Raw genomic sequence first — 24122 nt, 5'->3', positions numbered from 1 at the left:
GCTTTTAAGGTATGTTGTTTTTTCTTACCGCTATAGTAGTCTCTTTGGTTTTTTTTGGACGCTCAATTGGGGTTTCGGTCGCATCAACGATGACGACGCTCCAATTGATGTTCTCATCGATGCGACTAGGCAGTTTTTTGGGCAATTCAAACTGGTCGGTGTCAATCAGTATGTCCTCTACTTTACGAATGATACGGCTAGCTGAAGATTCATGAATACCAAAGTCCATACTGATATGATAAAGCGTGCGGTATTCACGCCAATAAGTCAGGGCTAGTAGTATCTGCTCCTTAAGACTAAGTACGCTTGGTCTGCCTGATTTAGTCTTTTGAGACTCATGCGCTTGCATGGCCTCAAGCATGTCATAAAAGGTGGCTTTATGAATGCCTGTATAGCGTTTAAAACCAGCGTCACTTTTTTTGAGTAGCTTATCTATGTTTGGCATATCTATTAAGTAAGTAGCGTTCAATAATATAAGTTGCGTCTTCCAACTACTTTTGCAAGAGGTCTAATCAAGCAAAGAATCCTTGTACCCAGCGCACGACATGTTGCCAAGCGCGATTAAAAAAACCAGATTGTGCCACATCGTCAGTGGCCACAATAGGCACGGCAGCTACGGCCTGACCATCGATTACTGCCATCATCTGTCCAATCTTCTGCCCTTTTTTAATCGGTGCTTCAATACTGTCAGGTACATCTACCACGGTAGTGATCTTATTTTTTTGGGCTTTGGTAGTCAGTACCTGCAAATGATCAGCGGTCGCCAGTGCAACCTCTTTATCTTCCCCAAGCCAGACTGGCAGCTTACTGACAAACTGTCCAGTAGGGGCTTTGGTAACCGTGGTAAAATGACCAAAACCCCAGTTTAGTAAGGCGCGCGACTGATCGGCGCGTGCTTGTGCACTTTTGGTACCCATAATCACCGATATCAGGCGCATCCCATCGCGATCACTAGACGCCACCAAGCAATAACCAGCTGCATTGGTATGGCCTGTTTTTAGGCCATCTACAGTTGGGTCTGTGGCAAGTAGTGCATTACGGTTACCTTGTGTGATGCCATTAAAAGTGAATGATTTTTCAGAATAAAGGTCATAATACTGGCCACTATTTTTGATAATCGCACGTGCCAATATGGCCAAATCACGAGCAGAGGCCTGATGACCTTCAGCGGGCATGCCTGTGGCGTTAACAAAGTGCGACTGCGTCATCCCCAGCTGCTTGGCCTGCTCATTCATGAGTGCTGCAAAAGAGGTTTCGCTTCCTGCGATATGCTCAGCCATCGCTTTCGAGGCGTCGTTGCCTGACTGAATGATGATGCCACGTAGCATATCGATAGCGCTGGCATTGGTATTGACTGGTACATACATACACGACTGAGTGCTGCTACCGCGGCACCATGCGTTTTCACTCATCAATATCGGTTCATCTTCTTTGAGATCCCCTGATGCCAAACGCTGCTCAATGATGTAGCTGGTCATCATTTTTGTCAGTGACGCAGGCGGTAGCGCTTGGTCGGCATTTTTTTGCGCTAAAATTTCCCCAGTATTATAGTCCATCAAGACATAAGCTTTGTTGTCTAGTTCTGGAGGTTGGGTGGCTGCATGGCTCACCATGGTACATACAGACACCATGATGCCAACAGTTAATGGCATTATATTTCGCTTCATACGTGTTACGCTCATAAATATACACCACATCATAAAAATCAATATATCTGGTTACTGGATAAGAGAGGGTACTTCTACACTCAATATCCAATCTAAAAAATAGATGTCTTATACCAAGGGCGATACCAGTCGCACTGCAGGTAAATAAGGCCTCAATCGCGCCCGCCAGAATAATCTAAAATATAACAGGCAGCAACAGACGATACAACCTGCGGTATTTGTCAATGGTAATCAGATACAAAAAAACTTACCGTGCCAGTGCGATAGAGGCGCGGTAAGTTGTTGTGTAGATACTTGTGTTCAGATTGAGGACATGCTCTAGGTATTGATAGTGACTGTGTTCAGTGTCTCCTCATCAATGCTTGTCAGCACTGTTTAAAATTCTGCGTTGGCTAAGTCTTCACATAACGCTTTATTATCTTGCTTGGAAAATCCCATTGTCCAGCTGCGAATACTTTGTAGAATCTGTCGATAATCTTGCTGAGTTGAGAGGTATTGAATGGCTGCTTTTGGGTCATCTAAAGAGGGCATTAATTCATGTAGTTGTACATTATATGATTTGTAAAAGCGCTGTTTTTGGTTGTTACTGAGCATAGGTGGACAAATTTCAGACAATACCTGCATAACTGCGATTTCGTGTTTGGTAATATTCATGCCAGACATATCAAGTGGAATGGTCGTTGGCGTTGTACTGGTACTGTTCGCGGCACTGGCTGTTTGAGACAATAACGCGATAGAGGTCATCAACCCAGCAAGGCCTACTTTGGATGCTGTTTTTGTTACAACAGAAACTATAGCTAATATCGATTGATTCTTCATTCGGTATCACACCCGCTTTGCATAATTTAATGAGGTTATGGTAATAGGAAAAAAAATAAAAGTCACATGATATATCGCTTGATGTGTAGATATCTTGTGACCTGAGCCTGCTGTATAGCAACATAACTGCTGTATCAGCAAGCAAGTTACTTGAGCCTTAAGCAAGCAAACCACATTGTTACGCATATTGTTGATTCTTGTAACAACACTATGCCCTACATGGTCTGAGTTTATGGAAGTAAGGCATTGGGGTATAATCGCTTTGACGTAGCGTTACTACAATAGATCACTGTCATCACATTATTGTGACTGACGGTGATGATCTTCCTTAAGCTTGAGGCGGTTTTTTGTTAATAGCTACCACCCAAAACACAACAACAGATTGAGGTAGCCATATAAAAATAAGTGTTATCAACGCAATACTGGCTGCCAATATAGGTTTATTATAACAATGATTGGCAATGAAAAAACACAGAACTAGATGAACGGTTTAGGAATATTGAGGCTCAATAACTATGAATTTTTTGATCAGTAATGATGATGGGGTGCATGCACCAGGACTACTGGCATTATATGAGGCACTTTCTACTATCGGCGCGGTGTACGTCGTCGCGCCTGAGACAGAGCAAAGTGGCTGCGCCAGCGCACTGCACATTTCTCAGCCGCTATACGTACAGAAGCTGGCCTCAGGATTTGTGGCAGTCAATGGCTCCCCTGCAGATTGTGTCTACTTAGCGCTACATGAGCTGTATCGTGATATCAGCTTTGATTGTGTCATTACAGGGATCAATGCGGGCGCAAACCTTGGTCAAGATGTGATGTACTCTGGTACGTTTGGTGCGGCGCTGACCGCGCAGCTGTTTGGCATACCAGCCATTGCCAGCTCACTGGTTGGTGGCGTGATCAAAGGTGACGGCCAAGATCAACTGGACGGCTATACAATTGCTGCTGATGAAATTGCCAAACTGATTAGCGAAACCGACATATTAGAAAAAATCAAACAACTGCCGTATCATGTGCTCAATATCAATGTCCCAAACGTGCAGATGGGTGCTATCAAAGGTCGCAAAATGACTCGTTTAGGCCACAATCGTTTGGCGCGCCCTGTACATCAGGTCGTTGACCCCCGTGGTCGTGATGCCTACTGGCTCAGTCTGCGTAAGTGTCAGCAGTCGCCGCAAGATAGCGCGTGCCAAGAGTCCCGTGCGCTTGTACAGAATGGGTCAACGACATTGCAGGTTGATACTGATAACCAAGCGGTCACATCAGGTTATATCAGTCTCTCACCAGTCAGGTTGCATCATGTTGCTGCATCAACATTGGCCTCACTATCAGATTTGGCATTACAAATGGCTGATTTTTAACTAAAGTATTGGTATGATTGAGCCTGCGATGTATGACAGCATCTGATGCTCGTGAGTAATATAAAAAACAGGAACCTTTGTATGAAAAAGCTAATATCTGGAGCGCCGCTAGCGACTGCCGTTATCGTCGGTTCAATCATGATGATGGCTGGCTGTGCCACCAAGCCCACCTATCAGACGTCGACACAATCAGGTCCTACGGTCACCACCAATGCCCAAGGCGTACCCAACTATTATCAAGTCAAACGTGGCGATACCGTCAGTCAGATTGCCTCAAAGTATAACCTGAACTATCGCCAGATTGGCGCGCTCAATAACTTAGATCGCAGATACACTATTTACACGGGCCAAAAGTTAAAACTTTGGGAAGGCGGACGCAGTCGCGCCACCAATAATCGTCCAGCGACTACTGTGCAGCCGACGATGAATACGCCAGCAACGCCCAGCTATGAAGACGCTACCAATGCCGCCTCAGGCTATGCCTATCCAACCGGCAATCCTGTCATCCGCAATTATGATGCACAGTCAGGTAATCTTGGCATGTGGTTTTCAGGGAAAGTGGGCGATCCAGTATTGGCCAGTCAGTCAGGTACCGTACTGTATGCAGGTAACGGCTTACAAGAATATGGCAACTTGATTATGATTCGTCATAGTGATGACTATATCACGGCCTACGCGCACAACAGCCAACTGCTGGTGAAAGAGGGTGATCCTGTGCAGCGCGGCCAGCGTATTGCCAGCATGGGCAGTAGCGGTCAAACCAATCAAGTGGGACTGGAGTTCCAAGTGCGTTTAAACGGTAATCCAATTGATCCTCGCGCAGTGCTTGGCCGTTAATAATCGCTCATTGATATGAGGCTGGCGGTTAGCGCCGTTGTATTGAATACCAAACCCATCATGATCTGTTATCGCGCCAGCAATAGGTGTTTGTAGCAGATAGATGATGGGTTTTTTGCGGTGTTTTTGTTGAAGAGTGAACCATTCATTACCAAAAGTAATGAGCAACAAAAAAAATTCGCAGATAGAGGTTTATTGTTGGCGCTAATGGCGTTACTATCTGCACCTGATAGCGTGCTATCATTTTCTTGTTTTCCTATCACTCGTTCTGAAAAGGATACTTTATGCGTTATGAGGTTATTGTTATTGGTGCTGGCATGGTTGGCACGTCAATCGCTTGGCATCTACAAAAGAATAATGCGCAGGTTTTGTTGTTAGATAAAAAACTACCTGGTTCTGAAACGTCTTATGGCAATGCAGGTCTGATTCAACGTGAAGCCATTCATACGCATCCGTTCCCACGCCAAATTTCAGAGATGATTCGCGTATTGCCCAACCAAGGCACTGATATTCGCTACCGTATCCCAGCGCTGTTTCGCTATCATCAAGCCTTGCTCCAATACTGGAAGTATTCAACGCCTAAGTCAGTCAAACAGATCGAATCTGAGTGGCAGACACTGATTGAACATTGTACCAGTGAGCATCAAGTGATGATCAGTGCCTCGGATGCTGAGGAGTTAATCACCCGTGACGGTTGGCTACAGTTGCATCGCTCTGAGGAAACATTACAAACCGCTGCAAAAGCAGCTGTTGATGCGCGTCAACAAGGGGTTGAGCATCGCGTACTTAGCCTAGAAGCGCTTAAAAAAGTAGAGCCAAACGCCAACTTTGATGGTTTTGTTGGTGCTATTCACTGGCTCAACTCTTGGCAGGTATCAAATCCAAGCGCTTTGGTGAAGGCCTATGCCAAAAGCTTCCAAGAAATGCAGGGCACGTTGACCGAAAGTGATGTCAAATCTATCACGCCTGAAAACGATGGCTGGAAAGTTGAGACTGACAAAGGCGTGTTTTATAGTGACAAACTGGTCATTGCAGCAGGACCATGGTCAAACCAGCTGATCAAGCCACTCGGCTATGACCTGCCGTTGTTCCCCATGCGCGGCTACCATCAGCATTTTACTATCGATGACAAAAACACCATTCATCACAGTATGTTTGATATGGATAAAGGGTTTGTGATGGGACCAATGCAGCAAGGTATTCGTATCACCACGGGGGCGGAGATGACCACCATGGATGCACCGAAAAACTTTGGTCAATTGCAAACGGTTCTCAAGCTGGCGCGCAAAATTCTACCGCTCGATAATGCGGTTGAAGATGAAGCATGGGCAGGGTCACGCCCTTGTATGCCAGATATGAAACCAGTCATTAGTCCAGCACATCAGCATGATAAGCTATGGTTTGCTTTTGGTCATAGTCATCAGGGCTTCACCCTAGGCCCTATCACTGGCCGTTTGGTTGAAGAAATGATCCATGACAAACCGCTCACGGTTAATGTCACGCCGTTTGATGCGCGCCGTTTTTCAAAGTAATCTGTAACATTGTTAAGTTATTAACAATCAAGCAGCCAGTCAGCCGTTATGAGCACTGGCTGCTTGATTTGAACCATTTTATTAAGGATAGATCCATGATCGAGAAGTTACATAGCAATCAACGCATGAGCAAAATTGTCATTCATAACCAAACCGTCTATTTGTGTGGTCAAGTGGGCAATGCAGAAGATGATATCAAAGCACAGACATTGACGTGCCTAGAAAAAATCGATAGCTTGTTACAAGAAGCGGGTAGCGATAAATCAAAAATGTTGTCTGTGACCGTATGGATCAAAGACATGGCCGACTTTGCGGCCATGAATGAAGTATGGGACAAGTGGTTTGAAGGCATTACGCCGCCTGCTCGTGCTTGCGGCGAATCTGCACTTGCGCGCCCTGAGTTATTGGTTGAAATGATTGTCACTGCCGCGCAGTAAACGGTTGGTGAACATAAAGGTTTGATTGCTCGTAGCAGTTAACACCAAAAAAGGACACGATATAAATATCGTGTCCTTTTTTTATGGATAAGTGATAGGTTGTTTTGAGCGTAGAGCAATGAATCAGTGCGATCTAAATGCGTCATTTGTAGCGGTCTGACTTAAATGAACGCGCTCAGCCATAAGCGCTTACTTACGGATACCTAGTGATTTGCTATAATATGCCTAATATATTGAATCTCCATAAGCTGATTATAAAATCAGTGATTCTTTTTTCTTATACAGTGCTGCTTGCAGCTTTGGTTGTTATATTATGCGTATTCGTAAACTGTTTAAATTTGAAAATGCCCACATCGTGCGTAACTGTAGCTCAGAGCGCTGCAAACACTCGATTCATGGGCACAGCTATCAGATTGAGCTGATATTGGAGGCCAAGCGTTTGGATCACGGCCAAATGGTCTATGACTTTGGGCTATTAAAATCCTCAATCAAAGACATCATTGATAGCTTCGATCACGCCATATGCTTTTGGAGCAAAGACGACCCTGAATATATTGCCGCTTGCAAAAAGTTCAGTGCGCGCTGGATCAGCTTGCCAGTATCACCGTCAGCGGAGCAGTTTTCACGGGTGATATTTTTTTGGGCGCAGCAGATATTGCAGCAAACCAAAATGCAAAACGGGGAGGCGGATGTCGAGGTATATTCGGTCATTGCTCACGAGACGGCCACAGGTTATGCGCAATGTTTTGCAGATGATGTGGCTAATGCTCAAATGGGCGAGTTACACTTGGATGAGTTCACCTTTAGTCCGCAAGTGCGCGCCGAATGGCATGATCCAGAGATGTATGACAAGCTCATCAGCGGTGAGCAGTTTATCAATCCAGAAGTGACCATGCAGGTGCAGCCCGATGTTTAATCAAGCCAAAAATACCGTCACGGTCAGCTTACGCTCAGAAGCAGACACGCAGCGACTGGCCGAGCAGTTGGCTGCGCTGTCCATATCGGGCAGCGTGTGGCTGGCAGGTGATTTGGGTGCTGGTAAAACCACATTGACCCGTTATTGGCTACAAGCGCTGGGGCATGAGGGTGCGGTCAAAAGCCCAACGTATACACTGGTCGAGCCTTATCATATCAAGCAAGATCATGGCAGTATTAAGCCTGTCTACCATGCCGACTTATACCGCTTACAAGACCCAGAGGAGTTGTCATTTATTGGCTTTGATGAGTATCTTGATGAGCCTGAGTCTTTAGTGATTATTGAATGGGCAAGCCGCGCTGAACATTATTTGCCGTCGCCTGTGCTACTGATTGAGATGACTCAAGCGGATGATGAATCGCGGCAGGTCATTTTAACAAAAACCCGGGTAGCGCAAGGGTTTGATCTTGCTGCCTTGCAGCTATAGCGTCTTACCATAGAGTATCAAAACATCACCCATACAAACAGGCCAATAACCAGTCTTTATGCCAAATCTATCCACCAGTGCTGACAGTACTGAAAGCGCCCGTATCAAAAAACTTTCACCCTTGCTGATCAACCAATTGGCAGCAGGGGAGGTGGTCACGCGCCCTGCCGCCGTGGTCAAGGAGCTACTAGAAAACGCAATTGATGCGCATGCTACCCAGATCGAGATTCATATCACGCAAGGTGGCATGGGGATGATCGAAGTGGTTGACAATGGCGTGGGGATTCATCCTGATGACATGGGAATGGCCATTACTCGCCATGCGACCAGTAAGGTGGCGGATGTGGCGCATTTGCAAGGCATCAGTACTCTTGGCTTTCGCGGTGAGGCATTGGCAGCCTGTGCGGCAGTGTCGCGCTTGAGCTTAAGCAGCAGTTATGACGACAGCGGTGTTGGCCGTCAGCTACAAGTCGCTGGCGTGTTGGCCGAAGCGCCGCAACTCACACTCATCACGCAGCAACGCGGAACCACAGTTCGCGTCAAGGATTTGTACTTTAATGTCCCTGCGCGGCGCGGCAATCTAAAATCGGTGGCCACTGAATTTAATCATATAGAGGCCATCGTGCGTGATATTGCCTTGGCGCACGCTGATATTACCCTGACACTATTTCACGACCACAAAAAGCGGCTGGCGCTCTTTGCCTCTGACTTACAAAGCAAGCTGCCGCTTGTATGTCTTGAGCAGGCATTGGGCCAAACGACGTTAAACGATGGCGCGTTAGAGATCAATATTGATTTATCCAGCTTATTACAGCAGGAGCCGGCCGCGATCAGTACACCCAGCCGTGACCGCACCGCGCATATCAGTGGCTGGCTGTGGCCACAACACACCGCAGCGACTGCACCCGCCAAACTGCTCTATATCAACGGCCGTTTGGTGAAAGAAGCCTTGATCAGCAATCAGCTGCGTCAACTGGCCAGCAGCGCTGAATATGCTAATTTGGGTTATGCTTTATATTTTGAGCTGCCGCAGCAGTGGATCAACGTCAATGTGCATCCCAGTAAACAACGCATCAAAATTAGCGCGCTAAACAATATCATGGCCCATCTGAGCCACAGCGTACGCTTAATGCTCAATCATAACAAACAAAATAGCCTAAGCAATAATAAACCAAATATTGTCAAAACAAACTTGCCACCTCAACAACGAGAAAAGACCGCTGATACATCGCCGTTCACGCCATATCAAGAGCGAGCAGTTAGCGCGCCAAAGCAGCTTTATCGAGTCTCCGACGTACTAAAGGCCTCTACGTTATCTCGAATACCAAAGCCTGTACCAGCTATACAAGCTGAGCCTGTTCATCATATAGATAACGAGGTACAAGCTGAAACGGTAAATATGCCGCAGTGTTTGAGTGTCATCACTCAGCGGCCAAGTGATGGTGGGAGTGATGATCTACCCTCACCGCCGTGGCTACTGTTTTGCTGTGCTGAGCAATATATGCTGATCAGTCTACATGATTGGCAACAGCACATGGGTATAGAGGGTGAGACGCAAATATTACCAACGGCGGCCGTCATCAATGAGCAGCTAAATACGCATCGAGCAGAGCGATCGGTTAACGGCGCACATGACTGGCCACAGCAGATGAATCAAGCGCTTAGCACGCAAGCCTTTAGCGTCATCAGCACTGAGCAGCTGCTGACATTTATGCTATCATCCCCGTCATTGTAACCACTGTCTAAAATATTCAAAGGCAAATGTATGCGTCCCGTAGCTGATCGTTTTTCTGATAATAGTGTGGTGTGTCTGATGGCACCGACAGCCAGTGGTAAAACGGCACTGGCTTATGAGTTATACGATACAGGGCGCTACGAGTTGATTTCGGTGGATTCAGCGCTCATCTACAACGACATGAATATCGGTACGGCCAAGCCAACAACTGAAGAGCTGGCACGCTATCCACATCATTTGGTCGACATCATCAGCCCGATGGACAGCTATAGCGTGGCTGAATTTGTCCGCGACGTGGCACGCTTGATTGAAGGCTGTCATCAGCGTGGCAAAATTCCGCTGTTGGTCGGTGGTACCATGATGTATTACATGGCGCTTTTAGACGGTTTGTCTGCCGTACCGGATAGTGATGAGGGCATACGCGCGCAAGTAGAAGCGTGGCGACAGGCAGAGGGTGTCAGTGCACTTTATGACTATCTGCAACATGTCGATCCCATCACGCATGCGCGGCTCAAACCCAGTGATACCCAGCGTATCAGCCGCGCGGTCGAGGTGTACCAGCAGACCCAGACACCGATGAGCGAATGGCAGCGCCAGCCCAAACACGCCTTGGCGCACAACCATGAGCAGCAGTGGCATGCGCTAGCGGTGTTGCCTGATCGGGATTGGCTGCATACGCGTATTGGTCAGCGCCTTGATATCATGTGGAGTGAAGGGTTGGTGGCTGAAGTTATCGCACTGCTTGAGCGCTATCCTTTAACGCCCAATCTTGCCTCGATGCGCTGCGTGGGCTACCGTCAAGTATTGGAATATTTGGTACACATTCAGCATCCTGTTTTTGATGCTGCTCATTTGGACAAAGCACAGTTTTATAGTGCTTTTGCGCCCATAGAAGATCATGCCGTGATACTTAAAACCATGAACAAACAGCAACAACAACGTGTACGCGCCATGCCAGTATCCGAGCAACCTGATGCGATTGCTTGTTATCAAATGCAAAATAAGGCACTATATGCCACAAGGCAGTTGGCAAAGCGGCAGTACACATGGCTGCGAAAAATCAGCCAGTTATCGATGCAATCTCCTGACTTACGTACCGAAAATGTACCAGCAGTAAAAACCTGTAATACCATGGCGCAAGCCGCCAGTTACCTGTGCTAGTTGCCAGCTGAATGTGGTGACATGTTGGACATGGGCAGTGATTGAGCAGAAAATAACTGATTGGTAAAGAATAACTGACAAGAAGTTTCAAATAACAATAACAAGAGCTGGTATAATCCAAAACTGCATAAGTAATTACAATTTTTTAATTATTCTTAATAATTGTTGGTAAATATTGATAGCCCGCTTGTTTTATAGCAAACGGGCTCATGATTGCCAGATAATGTATAATAAAAAAATGTCAAATAGGACGTATTTAGATACGTTTCACATATAAAGTTTATGGTGGTATCTGCCACCAATCATTATAATTAAATCAGTACTTATAATAAATGATATATACCTAGGAGAGAATTCATGTCAAAAGGACAAACCTTACAAGATCCGTTCTTGAACTCGCTGCGCAAAGATCGCATTCCTGTATCTATTTTTTTGGTGAATGGTATCAAGTTACAAGGCCAAATTGAGTCATTTGATCAATATGTGGTGCTACTCAAAAATACCGTCAGTCAAATGGTATATAAGCATGCCATTTCTACGGTTGTACCAGCGCGCAACCCACGCGGCAGCGGTACAACTGCACCTACCGGTAGCGGTATGCAAGGTCAAGGTGGGCCGATGGGCTATCAAGGTGGTATGGGTGGCGGCTTTGAGCGTGGTAGCAATATGGGCGGCGGTTTTGAAGAGCGCGGTTTTGCCAATCGCAGCGGCTTTAACCGTGGCGGTTTTAGTCAAGAGCGCGGTTTTGAGCGCGGCAGCTTTGGTCAAGATCGCGGTTTTGAACGTGGCGGCTTTGCTCAAGGCGCTGATCGTGATGTTAACCAACCCTCTGATAACGGTGACTACGACAATAAACCCAACGAAGACACCAATAACCGTGGTAATGAAGATTAACGATTGCTGATATAGTTCGTTATCTGCCCAAACCAAATGATATCAAAAGGCCCGCTAACTTAGTGGGTCTTTTTTGATGATGTGTGAGTATTATGACGCTGTGGTGACAGATTGTGCATCACATTATTAATGCGGCGTATAATATAGTAAAATAAACGACTGATTTATCACGTATCGAGCCCCGCTATGACCGCTGCTACCCGCGCATTACCGCACCAGCAATTTATTCACGACGCCATTGATGCCATCAATACTGAAAAAGCGGCACTGAGTCTATTGACCGCAGAAATTGATGATCGCTTTGCGCAAGCCTGCGATATTATTTTGGCTTGTGCAGGCCGCGTGGTGGTGACGGGTATGGGTAAGTCAGGCCTGATTGGCCGCAAAATTGCTGCCACCTTTGCCTCGACTGGTACGCCTGCGTTTTTTATGCATCCAGGTGAAGCTGGGCATGGTGATCTGGGCATGTTGGTACAAGGGGACGTATTGCTGGCCATTTCAAACTCAGGCGAGTCAGACGAGATCAAAATGCTGCTGCCCGTTATCAAGCGTCTGGGAATTCCGCTGATCAGTATCAGCCGTGACCAACGTGGTATGCTGCCACGCGCTGCAGATATTGCGCTAACACTGGGTAAGTCAGAAGAGGCGTGCCCGCTAAAACTTGCACCAACTTCGAGCACCACAGCGACGCTGGCGCTGGGCGATGCACTGGCTGTGGCACTACTGCATGCCCGTGATTTTACCTCAGAAGATTTTGCGCTCTCTCACCCTGCGGGCGCCCTTGGGCGTCAATTGCTCACCCGGGTAGAAGACTTGATGCATACGTCGGCGGAAAACTTGCCGCGTATCGACCAGCATGCGCCGCTACATGATGCGCTGTTTGTCATGTCAAACGGCAGACTGGGCATGACGGTCGTGACTGACGAAATGCAAAAAGTGGTTGGGGTTTTTACCGATGGTGATTTGCGCCGTGGTTTGGAAAAGGGTATTGATTTGGCCACGCCCATGCGTGAGATCATGATCAAAAATCCGCGTCAGGTGAATAAATCGATGCGTGCCTCAGACGCGCTGAGCGTGATGAATGAGCATGCCATTAGTCAACTGCTGGTGATGGACGAAGTAGGACATCTGGATGCCATCATTACCGTACATGACCTGCTACAAGCAGGGGTTAAATAACGTTTTGGCATGCGACTGAGTATAAATAATATTAATACTGCATCGCTAAAGGTTGGCTGCCAATGTGTGATATCAACAATAGATTCATAATGATCATTTTATAATTATTATCAGATAAGGGGCGATATATGCAAGACTTGATTACAAAGGCAGGCAAGGTAAAGCTTTTGGTGTTGGATGTTGACGGTATCTTATCGAATGGTCAAATTATTTATGATGCCAACGGTATTGAGACCAAAGCCTTTTCTGTGCAGGATGGCATTGGCGTAAAATCATTGGCGCGTTATGGCATTTCAACTGCTATCATCACAGGTCGCACCAGTAAAATGGTACAAAAACGCGCGGCTGAGCTTGGGGTAGATCATGTGGTACAAGGTCGTGATGACAAGCTGGTCGCGCTCAATGAACTGCTGGCTGATATCGACTTGACCCATGCAGACTGCGCTTATATGGGCGATGATTTGCCTGATATCAAAGCCATGCAAAGCGTTGGCTTCGCGGCGACCGTACCAAACGCGCATTCTGAAGTGGTCAACCGCAGTGATATGGTCACCACTCGTGCAGGCGGACATGGGGCAGTGCGTGAAGTATGTGATTTGATTTTAAAAGGTCACGACCATTATCAAGATTTTATTGCGCACTATATACTTGATGATGCCGCAAGTGCTGATAAGGATACGTCGCTGTGAATACCCGTGTTTTAGTGGTACTGGCCTTAATCATTGCTGGTATTGCAGGTTGGTTTTTTACCCAAGAAGGTGAGGTCAGTCCGCCTGTCAAGCTTGAGTCCTCCGAAGTGGACTATGAAGCGACCGATATTAAAGCCGTGCAAACGAACGATCAAGGGGATCTTGAGTATGAGCTGAATGCCGAATCGCTCAAGCACAACCCGCAAACCAATCAAGATGAGATGTCAGGCATCACCATGAACTGGGAGCCCTCTGAGACTCAGCGTTATCGCATTCAAGCGGGCCGTGCTGCCATCAATCAGCAAACTGGTGACTTGCAGCTCTCTGGCGGCTTTACCTTGATTAGCGAAGACAAAGTGGATCAAGAGCAAGGCGGCGGTATTGAACCTATAAAAGTGACTGGACAGAGCTTGCAAGGTAATACCAAATCAGGCGAAATTTATAGTAATGATCCTGTCAAGGTGGAACAAGGCATGAACCGTTTTGAAGCTGCCAGCATGACTGCCAATCTAGAAACGGGCGATTATGAGTTTGGGCAAGTGGCCGTCAGCTTTGACCCTGTGAAACGCCAAGACAAAGCCTTGTTTTAAAGGCTTCTGCCACCCATATAAATGCTATCTTATTCCTGATTGTTGCGCTGCGGCGTGTGCTTGGCTTGACCTTTATCCTATCCTCATTGTGAGAGTAATTGTTTATGAAATTTGATGTTTTGCCTACGGTGCGCCTAAGCACTCAGCACAAAAGCACCATACCGCACTATTTACGCGCTCTTTCGACCGTCATGTTGCTCGCGTTGCCGCTATATAGTCATGCGCTGCCATCTGATGCCAGCCAGCCTATCAAGCTACTGGCAGATAAAGCCACGTATAGTGAGCGTACTGGTGTGACCAGCTATTCCGGTAACGTCATCATCACGCAAGGGACGCTCAAGCTGACCGCTAATGACATTACCATGAATTTATCGCCGCAGCGCAGCATTAACTCGGCGGTAGCAACAGGTCGCCCAGCAACCATGCAGCAAGTGATTACGCCTGAAAAGGGACTGGCTAAAGGCCAAGCCAACAAAATTGACTACAATGCGGTCACTGGCATCATCACGCTAACAGGCAATGCAAAATTGACTCAAAATGGTGCCAGCTTTGCGGGTAATGTCATTCGTTATAGCCTAAAAGCGGGCGATGTCGAAGCCACAGCAGGCGGCAATCAGCGCGTTGAGTTGGTCTTTCCGCCTAGCGATAATAACGATCAGCGCGGTATTCGCTAAACCCATTAAGACCGCTAAATAAGCCTAGTTTGACAGCAAATAGACAGATGAGCCGATGTATGGTTTATCGCTGCGCCCACGTATGTAATCACACGAGTATGATATGAGTGAGAATGTGTCCCGTCCCATAGCCGAAAACCATAGTCATCATCAATCACAACCGACCACGCAGCTGGTGATGCAGCATTTGGGCAAACGCTACGGCAAACGCTGGGTGGTCAAAGATGTCTCGTTTTCGGTTGAGCAAGGCCAAGTGGTCGGGCTTTTGGGGCCAAATGGGGCAGGTAAGACCACCAGCTTTTATATGGTGGTTGGTCTGGTCAATATGGATAAAGGTCGGGTAACGCTAGGCGATATGGATCTGTCCAAATATGCCATGCACGAGCGCGCCCGTGCAGGTATTGGTTATTTGCCACAAGAGGCCTCTATCTTTCGTAAGTTGTCCATCGAAGACAATATCATGGCCATCTTGCAAACGCGTCGCACACTGAGTAACACCGAGCAGCGTCGAGAGCTGGAAAAGCTCATCGGCGAGTTTCATCTGGAGCATGTGCGCCATTCTTTGGGTATGAGCGTCTCTGGTGGTGAGCGCCGCCGCTGCGAAATCGCCCGTGCGCTTGCTGCAGATCCAAAATTCATCTTGCTTGACGAGCCGTTCGCAGGTGTTGATCCCATCTCTGTCGGTGATATTAAAGAGGTGATATTAACGCTAAAAAATCGCGGTATCGGGGTGTTGATTACTGACCATAACGTCCGTGACACCTTAGCCATCTGCGAAAAAGCCTATATCGTCTCTGAGGGCGCTATCATTGCTGATGGTACGCCGCAAGATATTTTAGATAATGAGCTGGTGAAAAATGTCTATCTGGGTAAAGACTTTCAGGTTTAATAATCTACTGAGTGCTTTATCGGTCTGGATGGTGCAGATCGCTGGCTGATCTTTATTGGTGGTCTATTTCTTCAACGATCGCCTATTTGCTTTTATCAACGACACGTCATGACTGTAGACGACAGTATATGACGTGTTTTTGCGTTTTGGCATTGCGGTTAATCACAGTTGCATTAAGATGGTAGCTGCCTGTTATCGATGATAAAAGCTGTCTTATAGATGCTGTCACTTTTAGCGTTGCATAATGTCATGTTGTTATTGAAAGGGTTGCTCTAGTTTTTATAGAACATCAATAGGTTTTTTATCTATGGCAAAAAATAAAAGTAGCTATGTCTGCCAGCACTGCGGGGCCCATTTTGGCAAATGGTCAGGGCAGTGTGCGGACTGCGGCGAATGGAACAGTTTGGTTGAAGCGCCCAATGTCAGCTTACCGCACCATAACAAAACCTCTGCTAAGCAGAGCAATAGCCGCGCCGCACCGCGTGGTGGCAATGCCAGTGCGCCTGCAGGCAACTATTCGGGATCGCACAGTGGAGTCATGCCCCTAAACGCGGTCAGTGTCACGTTGGACACGCGCTTGCCGACAGGGATCAGTGAGTTTGATCGGGCGCTGGGCGGCGGCTTGGTGGCGGGCTCTGTGGTATTGATCGGCGGAGATCCTGGTATTGGCAAATCGACTATCTTGCTACAAACCGCGACCAGTATGGCACGTGAGGACTCGTTGGCAGGCAGTGCGTTGTATGTCACGGGTGAAGAGTCGTTGGCACAAGTTGCGATGCGAGCTAAGCGTTTAGACCTGCCTGCCGATCGATTGAGAGTTCTGGCGGAGACCAACGTTGAGACCATTTGTGCTGCGTTAACTCAAGAGCAGCCAGCCATTGCCATTATTGATTCGATTCAGACTATTTATACCGATGCCATCAATTCAGCACCAGGCGGTGTCAGCCAGATTCGTGAGTCTGCTGCCATTTTGACCCGCTATGCCAAACAAACGGGTACCGCACTGTTCTTGGTCGGTCATGTGACCAAAGAGGGCACACTGGCAGGGCCGCGTGTGCTTGAGCACATGGTAGATACGGTGCTGTACTTTGAAGGACAATCTGACTCTCGCTTCCGCATGATCCGCGCCGTTAAAAACCGCTTTGGCGCGGTCAATGAATTGGGTATTTTTGGTATGACCGATCTAGGGCTTAAAGAAGTGGCCAATCCATCAGCGATATTTTTAAGCCGCTACGATAAGCCAGTTGCGGGTTCGGTGGTGATGGTCAGTCGTGAAGGCACGCGCCCACTGTTGGTCGAGGTGCAAGCACTGGTAGATGACTCTCAAGGGCAGCCAAGACGGATGGCGCTTGGCCTTGACTTTCAGCGCCTCTCAATGCTACTTGCCGTCATGCATCGTCACGGCGGCATCCACACCAGTGGGCAGGACGTCTATGTCAACGTGGTCGGCGGCGTGAAGGTGATTGAGACAGGATCAGACTTAGCAGTACTGCTGGCTTGTGCTTCAAGCATCAAAGAAAGACCGCTACCTTCCTCGCTTGCGGTATTTGGCGAAGTTGGATTGTCCGGTGAGATCCGCCCAGTGCCAAACGGTCAGGAGCGACTAAAAGAAGCCATGAAGCATGGCTTTACGCATGCCATCATCCCCAAAGCCAATGCGCCCGCTAAAAACTCGCCGCAGTTTAACGACATTACCGTGATTGCGGTAGAGCGCTTGGACGATGCGATTCAAAGCGCTTTTGAGTTATAACGGTTATTTACTGAATCGTTATAACTCAAAAAAGCCCCTGATATCAGGGGCTTTTTTTGATCTGGCACTTTTATGGTACTAAAGTGACTGTAATAAAGGTGATCACAAATAAAGGTAATCACAAGGCTCAATATTATGGCCCGGCGACACGCTCAATAGAAACGTTGCCGACGCCTTTACTGGTAATGCCCAACTGCTTGGCAGCACCGTATGACAGATCCAGTACACGGTTACCATGGAAAGGGCCACGGTCGTTCACTTTTACCACGACGCTTTTACCGTTGCTTTTGTTGGTCACTTTAACATAGCAGTTTAGCGGTAGTGAACGGTGCGCTGCGGTCAACGCATTCATATCGAAGGTATCGCCACTGGCAGTTTTACGGCCATGAAACTTACGACCATACCAAGACGCTAGACCAGTTTGCTTAAATTTGCTCACAGTCGTTGACGCCACAGCGGTCAAGCGCTCTAGAACATCTTCGTCGTTGGTCACTTGCGCGGTGTCGCTGGCAAGTAGCGGACTGCTCAGTGCCAAAGATGCTGGCTGACGGGCAGATTTGACCAAGCTTGATGCGCTATCATGTTGACGCGTCAGCTCACCAAGAACACGGTCGATGTGTGCGGCATTGTCTTGAGACAAGCTAGTCACCGCAGTTTTCGCTTCGACTGCTTGGGCAGTAGAGACCGCTGCAGTACCAGCAAACAAACATACTGACATTGTAAGTAAACCAGACAGACGTTTATTCATAAATACCTCTATAACTGATATTTTAACCTCTATGCTCATTATTCTGAGTGTGAACGCGTCATCTTCAATCTTGATGCGGTGAGTTCGTATTGCCGATACAGATGACCTACTGGGTCAATTGTGCTATATATCGCATCTTAGGCGGTGAATAAGCAAGTATGGCAATCATAAAGGGTGAAATATGGATAAGTTTCTTAATTGATTGTCATAAGAATACAAACGGTTGTAGATGCATATTCTTATGGCAAGCGCCAAAATCGAGTCAAACGGTTAATGTTATATCGTCTATATCAGGCGTTGGTTGTCAGCTGATACAGGGTTACGTAGCGCTTTGTTAATAATCCGTTACTTAGGTAGTACCTTTGAAAACTTAGATGCTCACTATACGGATAGGCTGCGACTTAAGTATAATTAAATGCTAACTTTTTTAGTGGCTGTGTATGGGTTGTGTATCACACCTCACAGTAGAAAGAGGGTAACGCAAATTTTTGTAAAAAACAAGGAATAAAAATGATGGGTACAAAATATAAAGCGTGGCTACGTTAGATGGTGGTAGAGTAGGTGTTCTATATATTTATTATAAATAACAATAAGTTAAATAAAATAGCAGCGATGCTATCAACCTGATATTGTTAAGATAATGTTAACGAAACTTGCGCTTTTGTGATGCTTGGCAACCATGATGGCAGCAATGGACGCTACTATTGAAAGTATATTATTTTTGGCCTGCCTCAGTCTTTGTTAAGCCTAAAACTAGGTTCAATTGGGCTTGTGAGTATGAATGGACATGAGCAAACCAAAACCTGCCATCAAGGTAACAATCGCCGTACCACCATAACTGATAAACGGTAACGGCACACCAACCACAGGCAAAATACCGCCGACCATGCCGATATTGACAAAGATATAAACAAAAAAGGACATTGCAATCGCACCTGCCAGTAAGCGGCTATAATGATCGGGATGACACAAAGCAATATATAGCGCTCGCCATAGCAAACAGGCATAAATCACCAGTAGCAGCAATACACCAAACAGACCAAACTCTTCAGAGAAAGCTGCAATGATAAAGTCAGTATGACCCTCTGGTAAAAAATCCAAATGCGACTGGGTACCCTCTAGATAGCCTTTACCTGATAATCCGCCTGCGCCAATCGCAGTCTTAGACTGGATGATGTTCCAGCCTGCACCTTGGGCATCGGCTTCAGGGTTTAATAGTGTCAATACCCGCGTGCGCTGATAGTCATGTAGCAAAAAATACCATGCAAAAGTGATAAAGGGTATAGATAGCGCGATAGCGGCGCTGATCATCCACCATGACAATCCTGCCAAGAACAGCACAAAGATGCCGCTGGCGGCGACCAGCAGCGAGGTGCCCAAATCAGGCTGTTTGGCAATCAGCAATACAGGCACGATGATGATGACAAGTGTGATGAGCACACTGGGTATCGAGGGCGGTAGCTCACGTTTGGACAAAAACCACGCGCACATCATCGGCATGCCCAGTTTCATAAACTCTGAGGGCTGCACACTGCCAAAACCTGGTATGCTGATCCAGCGCTGCGCGCCCATACGCACTTCACCAATCCGTTCGACCAATATCAGTAGGATGATGCCCAGCACATAAAGCACAGGCGTCATGATGCGATAAAAACTCGGCGGTATTTGCGCCATCACAAACATGACCGTAAAAGCCACCCCGTAGCTGATCATCTGCCTGATCACCAAACTCTCGCTTTGCGCCGAGGCGCTGTATAAGATGGTCAGACCAATGCAGCAAACGGTCAATAATAGCAACGTCATCCACGGATCAATATGCAGACGCTGCCAAAAAGAGGCATCACTGTCTGGCCCCAAATGTTGGCGTTGATAAGAGAAGCGATGCTGCGGCAGTGGGGACATAGAAATAAAAACTTATTGGAAAAGGGCAAGTTATACAGATGGCTACGCAGCAATAGGATAAAATCAGGGCAGGTATACCCGATGTATCTGATAGATTCTACACCATAACCAATACCGATTGCAGCGCACGTAACGTGAAGGTAATCAACGTCACATGATTGTCAAAAATGATGAGGATAAATGTTAATAACGCATCATTACAGGGCTGAATTAAGCAATAGTTTAGCCTGCCTATCAAAAATTTGATAGTATCGAAGCCATGTTTTTAGTGGTTATGACCCCCAATGATATCTGTCCGCCATCTTCTCTTTATACCTGTATCTGTGGCTGTACCCTCATTTATTTTGCGCCCTTATACCGAGGATAATATTAATTATAATCAATGCTATAGCAATAGGATGAATACTGCTCAAAAAATACGTAGCGCCATCAAACCGCTATTCCTTTTGATGATGATGGGCGGGAGTATTGGCACTCATGCCGCTATTATTAATAACGACACCACCCGTACGATCCAAGTTCGTCCCAGCAGTACAGCAAATATGCAGCCAAGCAGCAATAGCAGCAACAGCGATTATGGCAGCGATGACAATACGCATGCAGCACGTAACATCATGAGCGGCGGTGACAGTATGCAGGGATTGATCGCGCAAAAGCAGCGTGAGTTCGATGATGATGCCAGATTGTTGATAGAAGAAAACCAACGCGTAAATATCAATCGCCGCTCAGCCAACGTGTCATATCATACCAATGATGATAGCGGCAACCGTGCTCCAGATTTTAGTAGCTGGCTGAACCGCGATCGCTACCGCGCCCAGCAGGTGACCCGTTATCAGCGTTATCTAAGCACCCAAGTCGGTGCACAAAACGTCCCACCACTTGATCAGCTATTGACCACTGCACGCAGCTGGGAAAAATGCGGCTATGAGCCGTATCAGCTGCCGCCAGAAGCGCTGTGGTTAAACATCGTACCGACATTACGCCTCTACAGCGCGCTCAAAAGCCAAGGCATTTTGCCCCGCAGTACCGAGATTCGTTCGGTATATCGCAGTCCGTCACTCAATGAGTGTGCTGGCGGCGCAGAGAGTAGCAAGCATTTGACCGCAGGCGCTATGGATATTTGGGTACCTGATTACGAGGATAACCCGTGGCTATTGGGAAAGATGCAAGATGGTTTGTGTCAGTTTTGGCAATACCAAGGCCAGTCGCATGACTTCGGCCTAGGCTTATATGCTACAGGCGCGGTTCATTTGGATACTCAAGGCTACCGCAAATGGGGGTTTAACCATGCGACCAACAGCTCAGCCTGTCGTTACTAGGGCGTTTTTTTAGTTGAAACGATAGGCAGACAAATGAGATTCATATAACTGAACACTGTCTATGATATCGACCTAAAAAAGTTGCCTTTTGGCAGCTTTTTTTTGTGTGATGGTCACGAATATCTATTATGATTAAATCTGCAATATGGCAACGTGTCACCGTCAAAAGGTGGACTCAGGCAATCATTAGCGTTTGAATTATTGCCAATGATTGTTTATCCTTTGCGCTAACAGGTTATTTTTATTGCTTACAGGCGAGACTGCTTCGTCAAAGCATACCGCCAGATAAGCACCAGCATCCAAAACATAGATAATAGGTACACATGATAGGTAGGACAGAGGTGAGTTCGGTCTTTAAACTGCAAGCCCGCGTGATATTGTGGGTAAAAAAAACAACCGCACTACTCATTGGCGTGCAGCTTGCGGCCTGTAGCTCGCCTGAAATGACTGATAATGATGAGCATAGACGTCGTCAGCAGCAAGAAGTGGCCGCGATAAAGCGCAGTATCAATGACTATCATGCACGTTTGGCTTCTAATCGTGCCGACGTGTGTCCAAAGTTGGTTGAGCAGACAGTAAACCGCGCGGTTATCAACCGGTCAGCTGAGGTGATGACAGATGACTATTGTGATTATTTCTTATATCCCAATACCAATCAGTCTATTGATATGATGGTCAATAACGATCAAATCGAAGCGGTGCTTATCGTACCTAGCATACATGACTTTGCCAATGGCCCTTACACCGTGACTTCGTATGACAAGCATGTAATACGCTTATCATACGAAGGCCCTGCGTCCGAAGCCAAAAACATCACGTACGATGTTGAGATTCTGATTACAGACTAAAATAGCCTACATGCTTCTTTTTGTATCGCTGGTTGGTTGCCTTTGTTTTTTAACAATATCATCTTCTCACATTGATACCATTACCTCTTTACTTCGATGTTTTCCACGGATCATCTTGACCAACGGTGACGATTAAGAAGTTGTCTGGCGTTAAGGTATCACCTAGGGTTTGATTGATACCTGTCAGCGTCACATTGTCAATGCGGGTGGTATAGTCGGCAAGATAGCTGTCTGGCAGTTGATAAAAATTCATCATGCCAAGCAAACCATTGATACCAGCATTACTGGCAAAACTCATAGGGAAACTGTTTTTAAGGTTGTCTGTGGTCAGCTGCATCTCAGACGGGGTAATGCCATTCTCTAATGTATCATTAATCACCGCCAAGCTGGCATCAATCGCCGCGCGCGCTTTATCATTACGGGTCGAGAAGCTGATCTGATAGGGGCCACGTGCCAGCATGGGATTCATGCCGCCTGAGATACCATAAGTGTAGCCAAGATTTTGGCGCACCTCTGTCATCAGCCGCGCGTTAAAATCGCTACCTGCCATGACGTCATTACCGATTGCAAAGTTGGTTTGTTGCTGCTGCGCTTGTGGATCAGTGGCGCGCTTGTTGCCCAGCTGTCCCATTAGCACGGTGGTTTGGGTGCTGGGAAAGGGAACATGAATGTGCTGCGCTTTGGTTAGCGGTGTTGGCTCGGGTAGGGCGGCGGCTTTTTGACCTGCTGGCAGATTCGCGGTGAGGTTATCAGCCAGCGTTTTTGCCTGCTTGAGGGTTAGGTTGCCTGTGATGGCCAGTGACGCATTGGCCGCAACCAAATAGCGGTCTTGAAAAACAGTCAAATCTTGGCGGGTGAGGCTTGGGACACTATCGAGTGTGCCTGCTGATTGGTGGGCATACGGATGATCGCCATATAAAGCGTTGTTAAAGGCAATGCTGGCAAGACTGCTTGGATCTTGTTTTTGCTGCTGTAGGCCAACCAATAAACGTGCCTTATTACGCTCAAGAACTTGCTGATCAAAGGTGGGCTGCGTGAGCATCTGGGTCATCAAGTCAAGTGCGGGCGTAAGATGCGCGTCATCAGAGAGGCTGCGCAAGGAGACAACAAACATGTCTTTATAAGCGCTGCTATTGAGGTTTATTCCTAACGTTTCTACCGCGCGCGTAAAGTCATCTTCGCCGATCTGGCTTGTCCCTTGAGTGAGCATGGTTGCAGCCATATTGGCAATGCCAAAGCCTTGCTGACGTATACTGCCATCGCGGGCGCTACCTGCGTTAAAGCGTAGATCCACATCGACAATAGGCAGGGTGGTTGCACGCACAAAGGCCACTGGTACGCCTGATGTGGTGGTAAAGTGCTCAATTGTTGGTACAGTGAGTGGTAACGGTTTGACGTTTTTGACACTGCTTAAGGTAGATAACGCTGCAATTGGCGTATTGGCATCTACGGTTGCACTTGCGTCAAGATGGCGCTCGCCATATTCTGACGCGCTATGTGCCGATGTATTTGCTAAGGTTATGGACGCCATACTGATAGCGATGCCTACGCCCAGCACACGTAAGCGAGGATTGCGCTTTGGAGGCGTGGCGTTTGGTTTGGTAAGGGTATTATAGGTTTGCTCAGTCATCATGATCTTCTTATCATCGTGTTCTTATAAGGGCCGTGTGATGTGTCATGCCATT

The 24122-nt window shown here is 47.1% G+C and carries 23 protein-coding genes; 17 read left to right on the top strand and 6 right to left on the bottom strand.

Annotation, left to right across the window (positions count from 1 at the left end; all coding sequences use genetic code 11):
- Window positions 1-4: 4 nt before the first annotated feature.
- The 3 genes from ACFI32_RS04295 to ACFI32_RS04285 all read right to left on the bottom strand — a co-directional run bounded on the left by ACFI32_RS04295 (window position 5) and on the right by ACFI32_RS04285 (window position 2486).
- Window positions 5-445, bottom strand: a complete 441-nt coding sequence (locus ACFI32_RS04295) for a transposase family protein (protein ID WP_462625265.1) — start codon at window positions 443-445, stop codon at window positions 5-7.
- A 67-nt stretch (window positions 446-512) separates the two neighbouring features.
- A complete protein-coding gene (locus ACFI32_RS04290) occupies window positions 513-1682 on the bottom strand; it encodes a D-alanyl-D-alanine carboxypeptidase family protein (protein WP_462625264.1) in 1170 nt (389 codons plus the stop codon).
- Window positions 1683-2042: 360 nt separating this feature from the next.
- On the bottom strand, window positions 2043-2486 hold the full coding sequence (locus ACFI32_RS04285; RefSeq protein ID WP_462625263.1) for an MCR_0457 family protein: 444 nt from the start codon (window positions 2484-2486) through the stop codon (window positions 2043-2045).
- Between the two features lie 515 nt (window positions 2487-3001).
- Here ACFI32_RS04285 and surE point away from each other — a divergent pair.
- From surE to radA, 15 genes are all read left to right on the top strand, one after another.
- Window positions 3002-3850, top strand: a complete 849-nt coding sequence (gene surE, locus ACFI32_RS04280; RefSeq protein ID WP_462625262.1) for a 5'/3'-nucleotidase SurE — start codon at window positions 3002-3004, stop codon at window positions 3848-3850.
- An 81-nt stretch (window positions 3851-3931) separates the two neighbouring features.
- On the top strand, window positions 3932-4687 hold the full coding sequence (locus ACFI32_RS04275; RefSeq protein ID WP_462625261.1) for a LysM peptidoglycan-binding domain-containing M23 family metallopeptidase: 756 nt from the start codon (window positions 3932-3934) through the stop codon (window positions 4685-4687).
- A gap of 284 nt (window positions 4688-4971) precedes the next feature.
- Complete coding sequence (locus ACFI32_RS04270) at window positions 4972-6219, top strand: NAD(P)/FAD-dependent oxidoreductase (protein WP_462625260.1); 1248 nt, start codon at window positions 4972-4974, stop codon at window positions 6217-6219.
- 98 nt (window positions 6220-6317) lie between these two features.
- Window positions 6318-6656 carry a RidA family protein gene (locus tag ACFI32_RS04265; RefSeq protein WP_462625315.1) on the top strand — a complete coding sequence of 113 codons (339 nt, stop codon included), beginning with the start codon at window positions 6318-6320 and terminating at the stop codon, window positions 6654-6656.
- Window positions 6657-6969: 313 nt separating this feature from the next.
- On the top strand, window positions 6970-7572 hold the full coding sequence (locus ACFI32_RS04260; RefSeq protein ID WP_462625259.1) for a 6-pyruvoyl trahydropterin synthase family protein: 603 nt from the start codon (window positions 6970-6972) through the stop codon (window positions 7570-7572).
- Window positions 7565-8059 (top strand): tRNA (adenosine(37)-N6)-threonylcarbamoyltransferase complex ATPase subunit type 1 TsaE, encoded by a 495-nt coding sequence (tsaE, locus tag ACFI32_RS04255; protein WP_462625258.1) that lies wholly within the window; start codon window positions 7565-7567, stop codon window positions 8057-8059. The genes ACFI32_RS04260 and tsaE overlap by 8 nt, the downstream gene beginning before the upstream one ends.
- Before the next feature lie 58 nt (window positions 8060-8117).
- Window positions 8118-9794, top strand: a complete 1677-nt coding sequence (mutL, locus tag ACFI32_RS04250) for a DNA mismatch repair endonuclease MutL (RefSeq protein ID WP_462625257.1) — start codon at window positions 8118-8120, stop codon at window positions 9792-9794.
- A 30-nt stretch (window positions 9795-9824) separates the two neighbouring features.
- Window positions 9825-10955 (top strand): tRNA (adenosine(37)-N6)-dimethylallyltransferase MiaA, encoded by a 1131-nt coding sequence (gene miaA, locus ACFI32_RS04245; RefSeq protein ID WP_462625256.1) that lies wholly within the window; start codon window positions 9825-9827, stop codon window positions 10953-10955.
- Between the two features lie 357 nt (window positions 10956-11312).
- On the top strand, window positions 11313-11849 hold the full coding sequence (hfq, locus tag ACFI32_RS04240) for an RNA chaperone Hfq (protein WP_462625255.1): 537 nt from the start codon (window positions 11313-11315) through the stop codon (window positions 11847-11849).
- A 186-nt stretch (window positions 11850-12035) separates the two neighbouring features.
- Entirely contained in the window at window positions 12036-13028 is a 993-nt protein-coding gene (locus tag ACFI32_RS04235; protein ID WP_462625254.1) for a KpsF/GutQ family sugar-phosphate isomerase, read from the top strand.
- A 128-nt stretch (window positions 13029-13156) separates the two neighbouring features.
- Window positions 13157-13717, top strand: a complete 561-nt coding sequence (locus ACFI32_RS04230) for a KdsC family phosphatase (RefSeq protein ID WP_462625253.1) — start codon at window positions 13157-13159, stop codon at window positions 13715-13717.
- Window positions 13714-14307, top strand: coding sequence for an LPS export ABC transporter periplasmic protein LptC (lptC, locus tag ACFI32_RS04225; RefSeq protein WP_462625252.1), 594 nt, complete (start codon window positions 13714-13716; stop codon window positions 14305-14307). The genes ACFI32_RS04230 and lptC overlap by 4 nt, the downstream gene beginning before the upstream one ends.
- A gap of 191 nt (window positions 14308-14498) precedes the next feature.
- Window positions 14499-14981, top strand: coding sequence for a lipopolysaccharide transport periplasmic protein LptA (gene lptA / locus ACFI32_RS04220; RefSeq protein WP_462625314.1), 483 nt, complete (start codon window positions 14499-14501; stop codon window positions 14979-14981).
- A gap of 178 nt (window positions 14982-15159) precedes the next feature.
- Window positions 15160-15870: an LPS export ABC transporter ATP-binding protein gene (lptB, locus tag ACFI32_RS04215; protein WP_462625313.1), complete on the top strand. Its 711-nt coding sequence runs from the start codon at window positions 15160-15162 to the stop codon at window positions 15868-15870.
- A gap of 307 nt (window positions 15871-16177) precedes the next feature.
- Window positions 16178-17620 carry a DNA repair protein RadA gene (radA, locus tag ACFI32_RS04210; RefSeq protein WP_462625251.1) on the top strand — a complete coding sequence of 481 codons (1443 nt, stop codon included), beginning with the start codon at window positions 16178-16180 and terminating at the stop codon, window positions 17618-17620.
- A 133-nt stretch (window positions 17621-17753) separates the two neighbouring features.
- Here the strand turns inward: radA and ACFI32_RS04205 are convergent, their stop codons facing one another.
- Window positions 17754-18368 (bottom strand): septal ring lytic transglycosylase RlpA family protein, encoded by a 615-nt coding sequence (locus tag ACFI32_RS04205; RefSeq protein WP_462625250.1) that lies wholly within the window; start codon window positions 18366-18368, stop codon window positions 17754-17756.
- Between the two features lie 759 nt (window positions 18369-19127).
- On the bottom strand, window positions 19128-20270 hold the full coding sequence (gene rodA / locus ACFI32_RS04200) for a rod shape-determining protein RodA (RefSeq protein ID WP_462625249.1): 1143 nt from the start codon (window positions 20268-20270) through the stop codon (window positions 19128-19130).
- A 398-nt stretch (window positions 20271-20668) separates the two neighbouring features.
- Here rodA and ACFI32_RS04195 point away from each other — a divergent pair, with 398 nt between their 5' ends.
- Window positions 20669-21589 (top strand): D-Ala-D-Ala carboxypeptidase family metallohydrolase, encoded by a 921-nt coding sequence (locus tag ACFI32_RS04195; RefSeq protein ID WP_462625248.1) that lies wholly within the window; start codon window positions 20669-20671, stop codon window positions 21587-21589.
- 341 nt (window positions 21590-21930) lie between these two features.
- Entirely contained in the window at window positions 21931-22437 is a 507-nt protein-coding gene (locus tag ACFI32_RS04190) for a hypothetical protein (protein ID WP_462625247.1), read from the top strand.
- 88 nt (window positions 22438-22525) lie between these two features.
- Here ACFI32_RS04190 and ACFI32_RS04185 read toward each other — a convergent pair whose 3' ends face one another.
- Window positions 22526-24070 (bottom strand): M16 family metallopeptidase, encoded by a 1545-nt coding sequence (locus ACFI32_RS04185; RefSeq protein ID WP_462625246.1) that lies wholly within the window; start codon window positions 24068-24070, stop codon window positions 22526-22528.
- Window positions 24071-24122 lie beyond the last annotated feature (52 nt).

The organism is Psychrobacter sp. PSi21 (assembly GCF_054960615.1).
The sequence above is the reverse complement of the archived record's forward strand: the minus strand, read 5'-3'. Positions and strand labels throughout refer to the sequence as shown.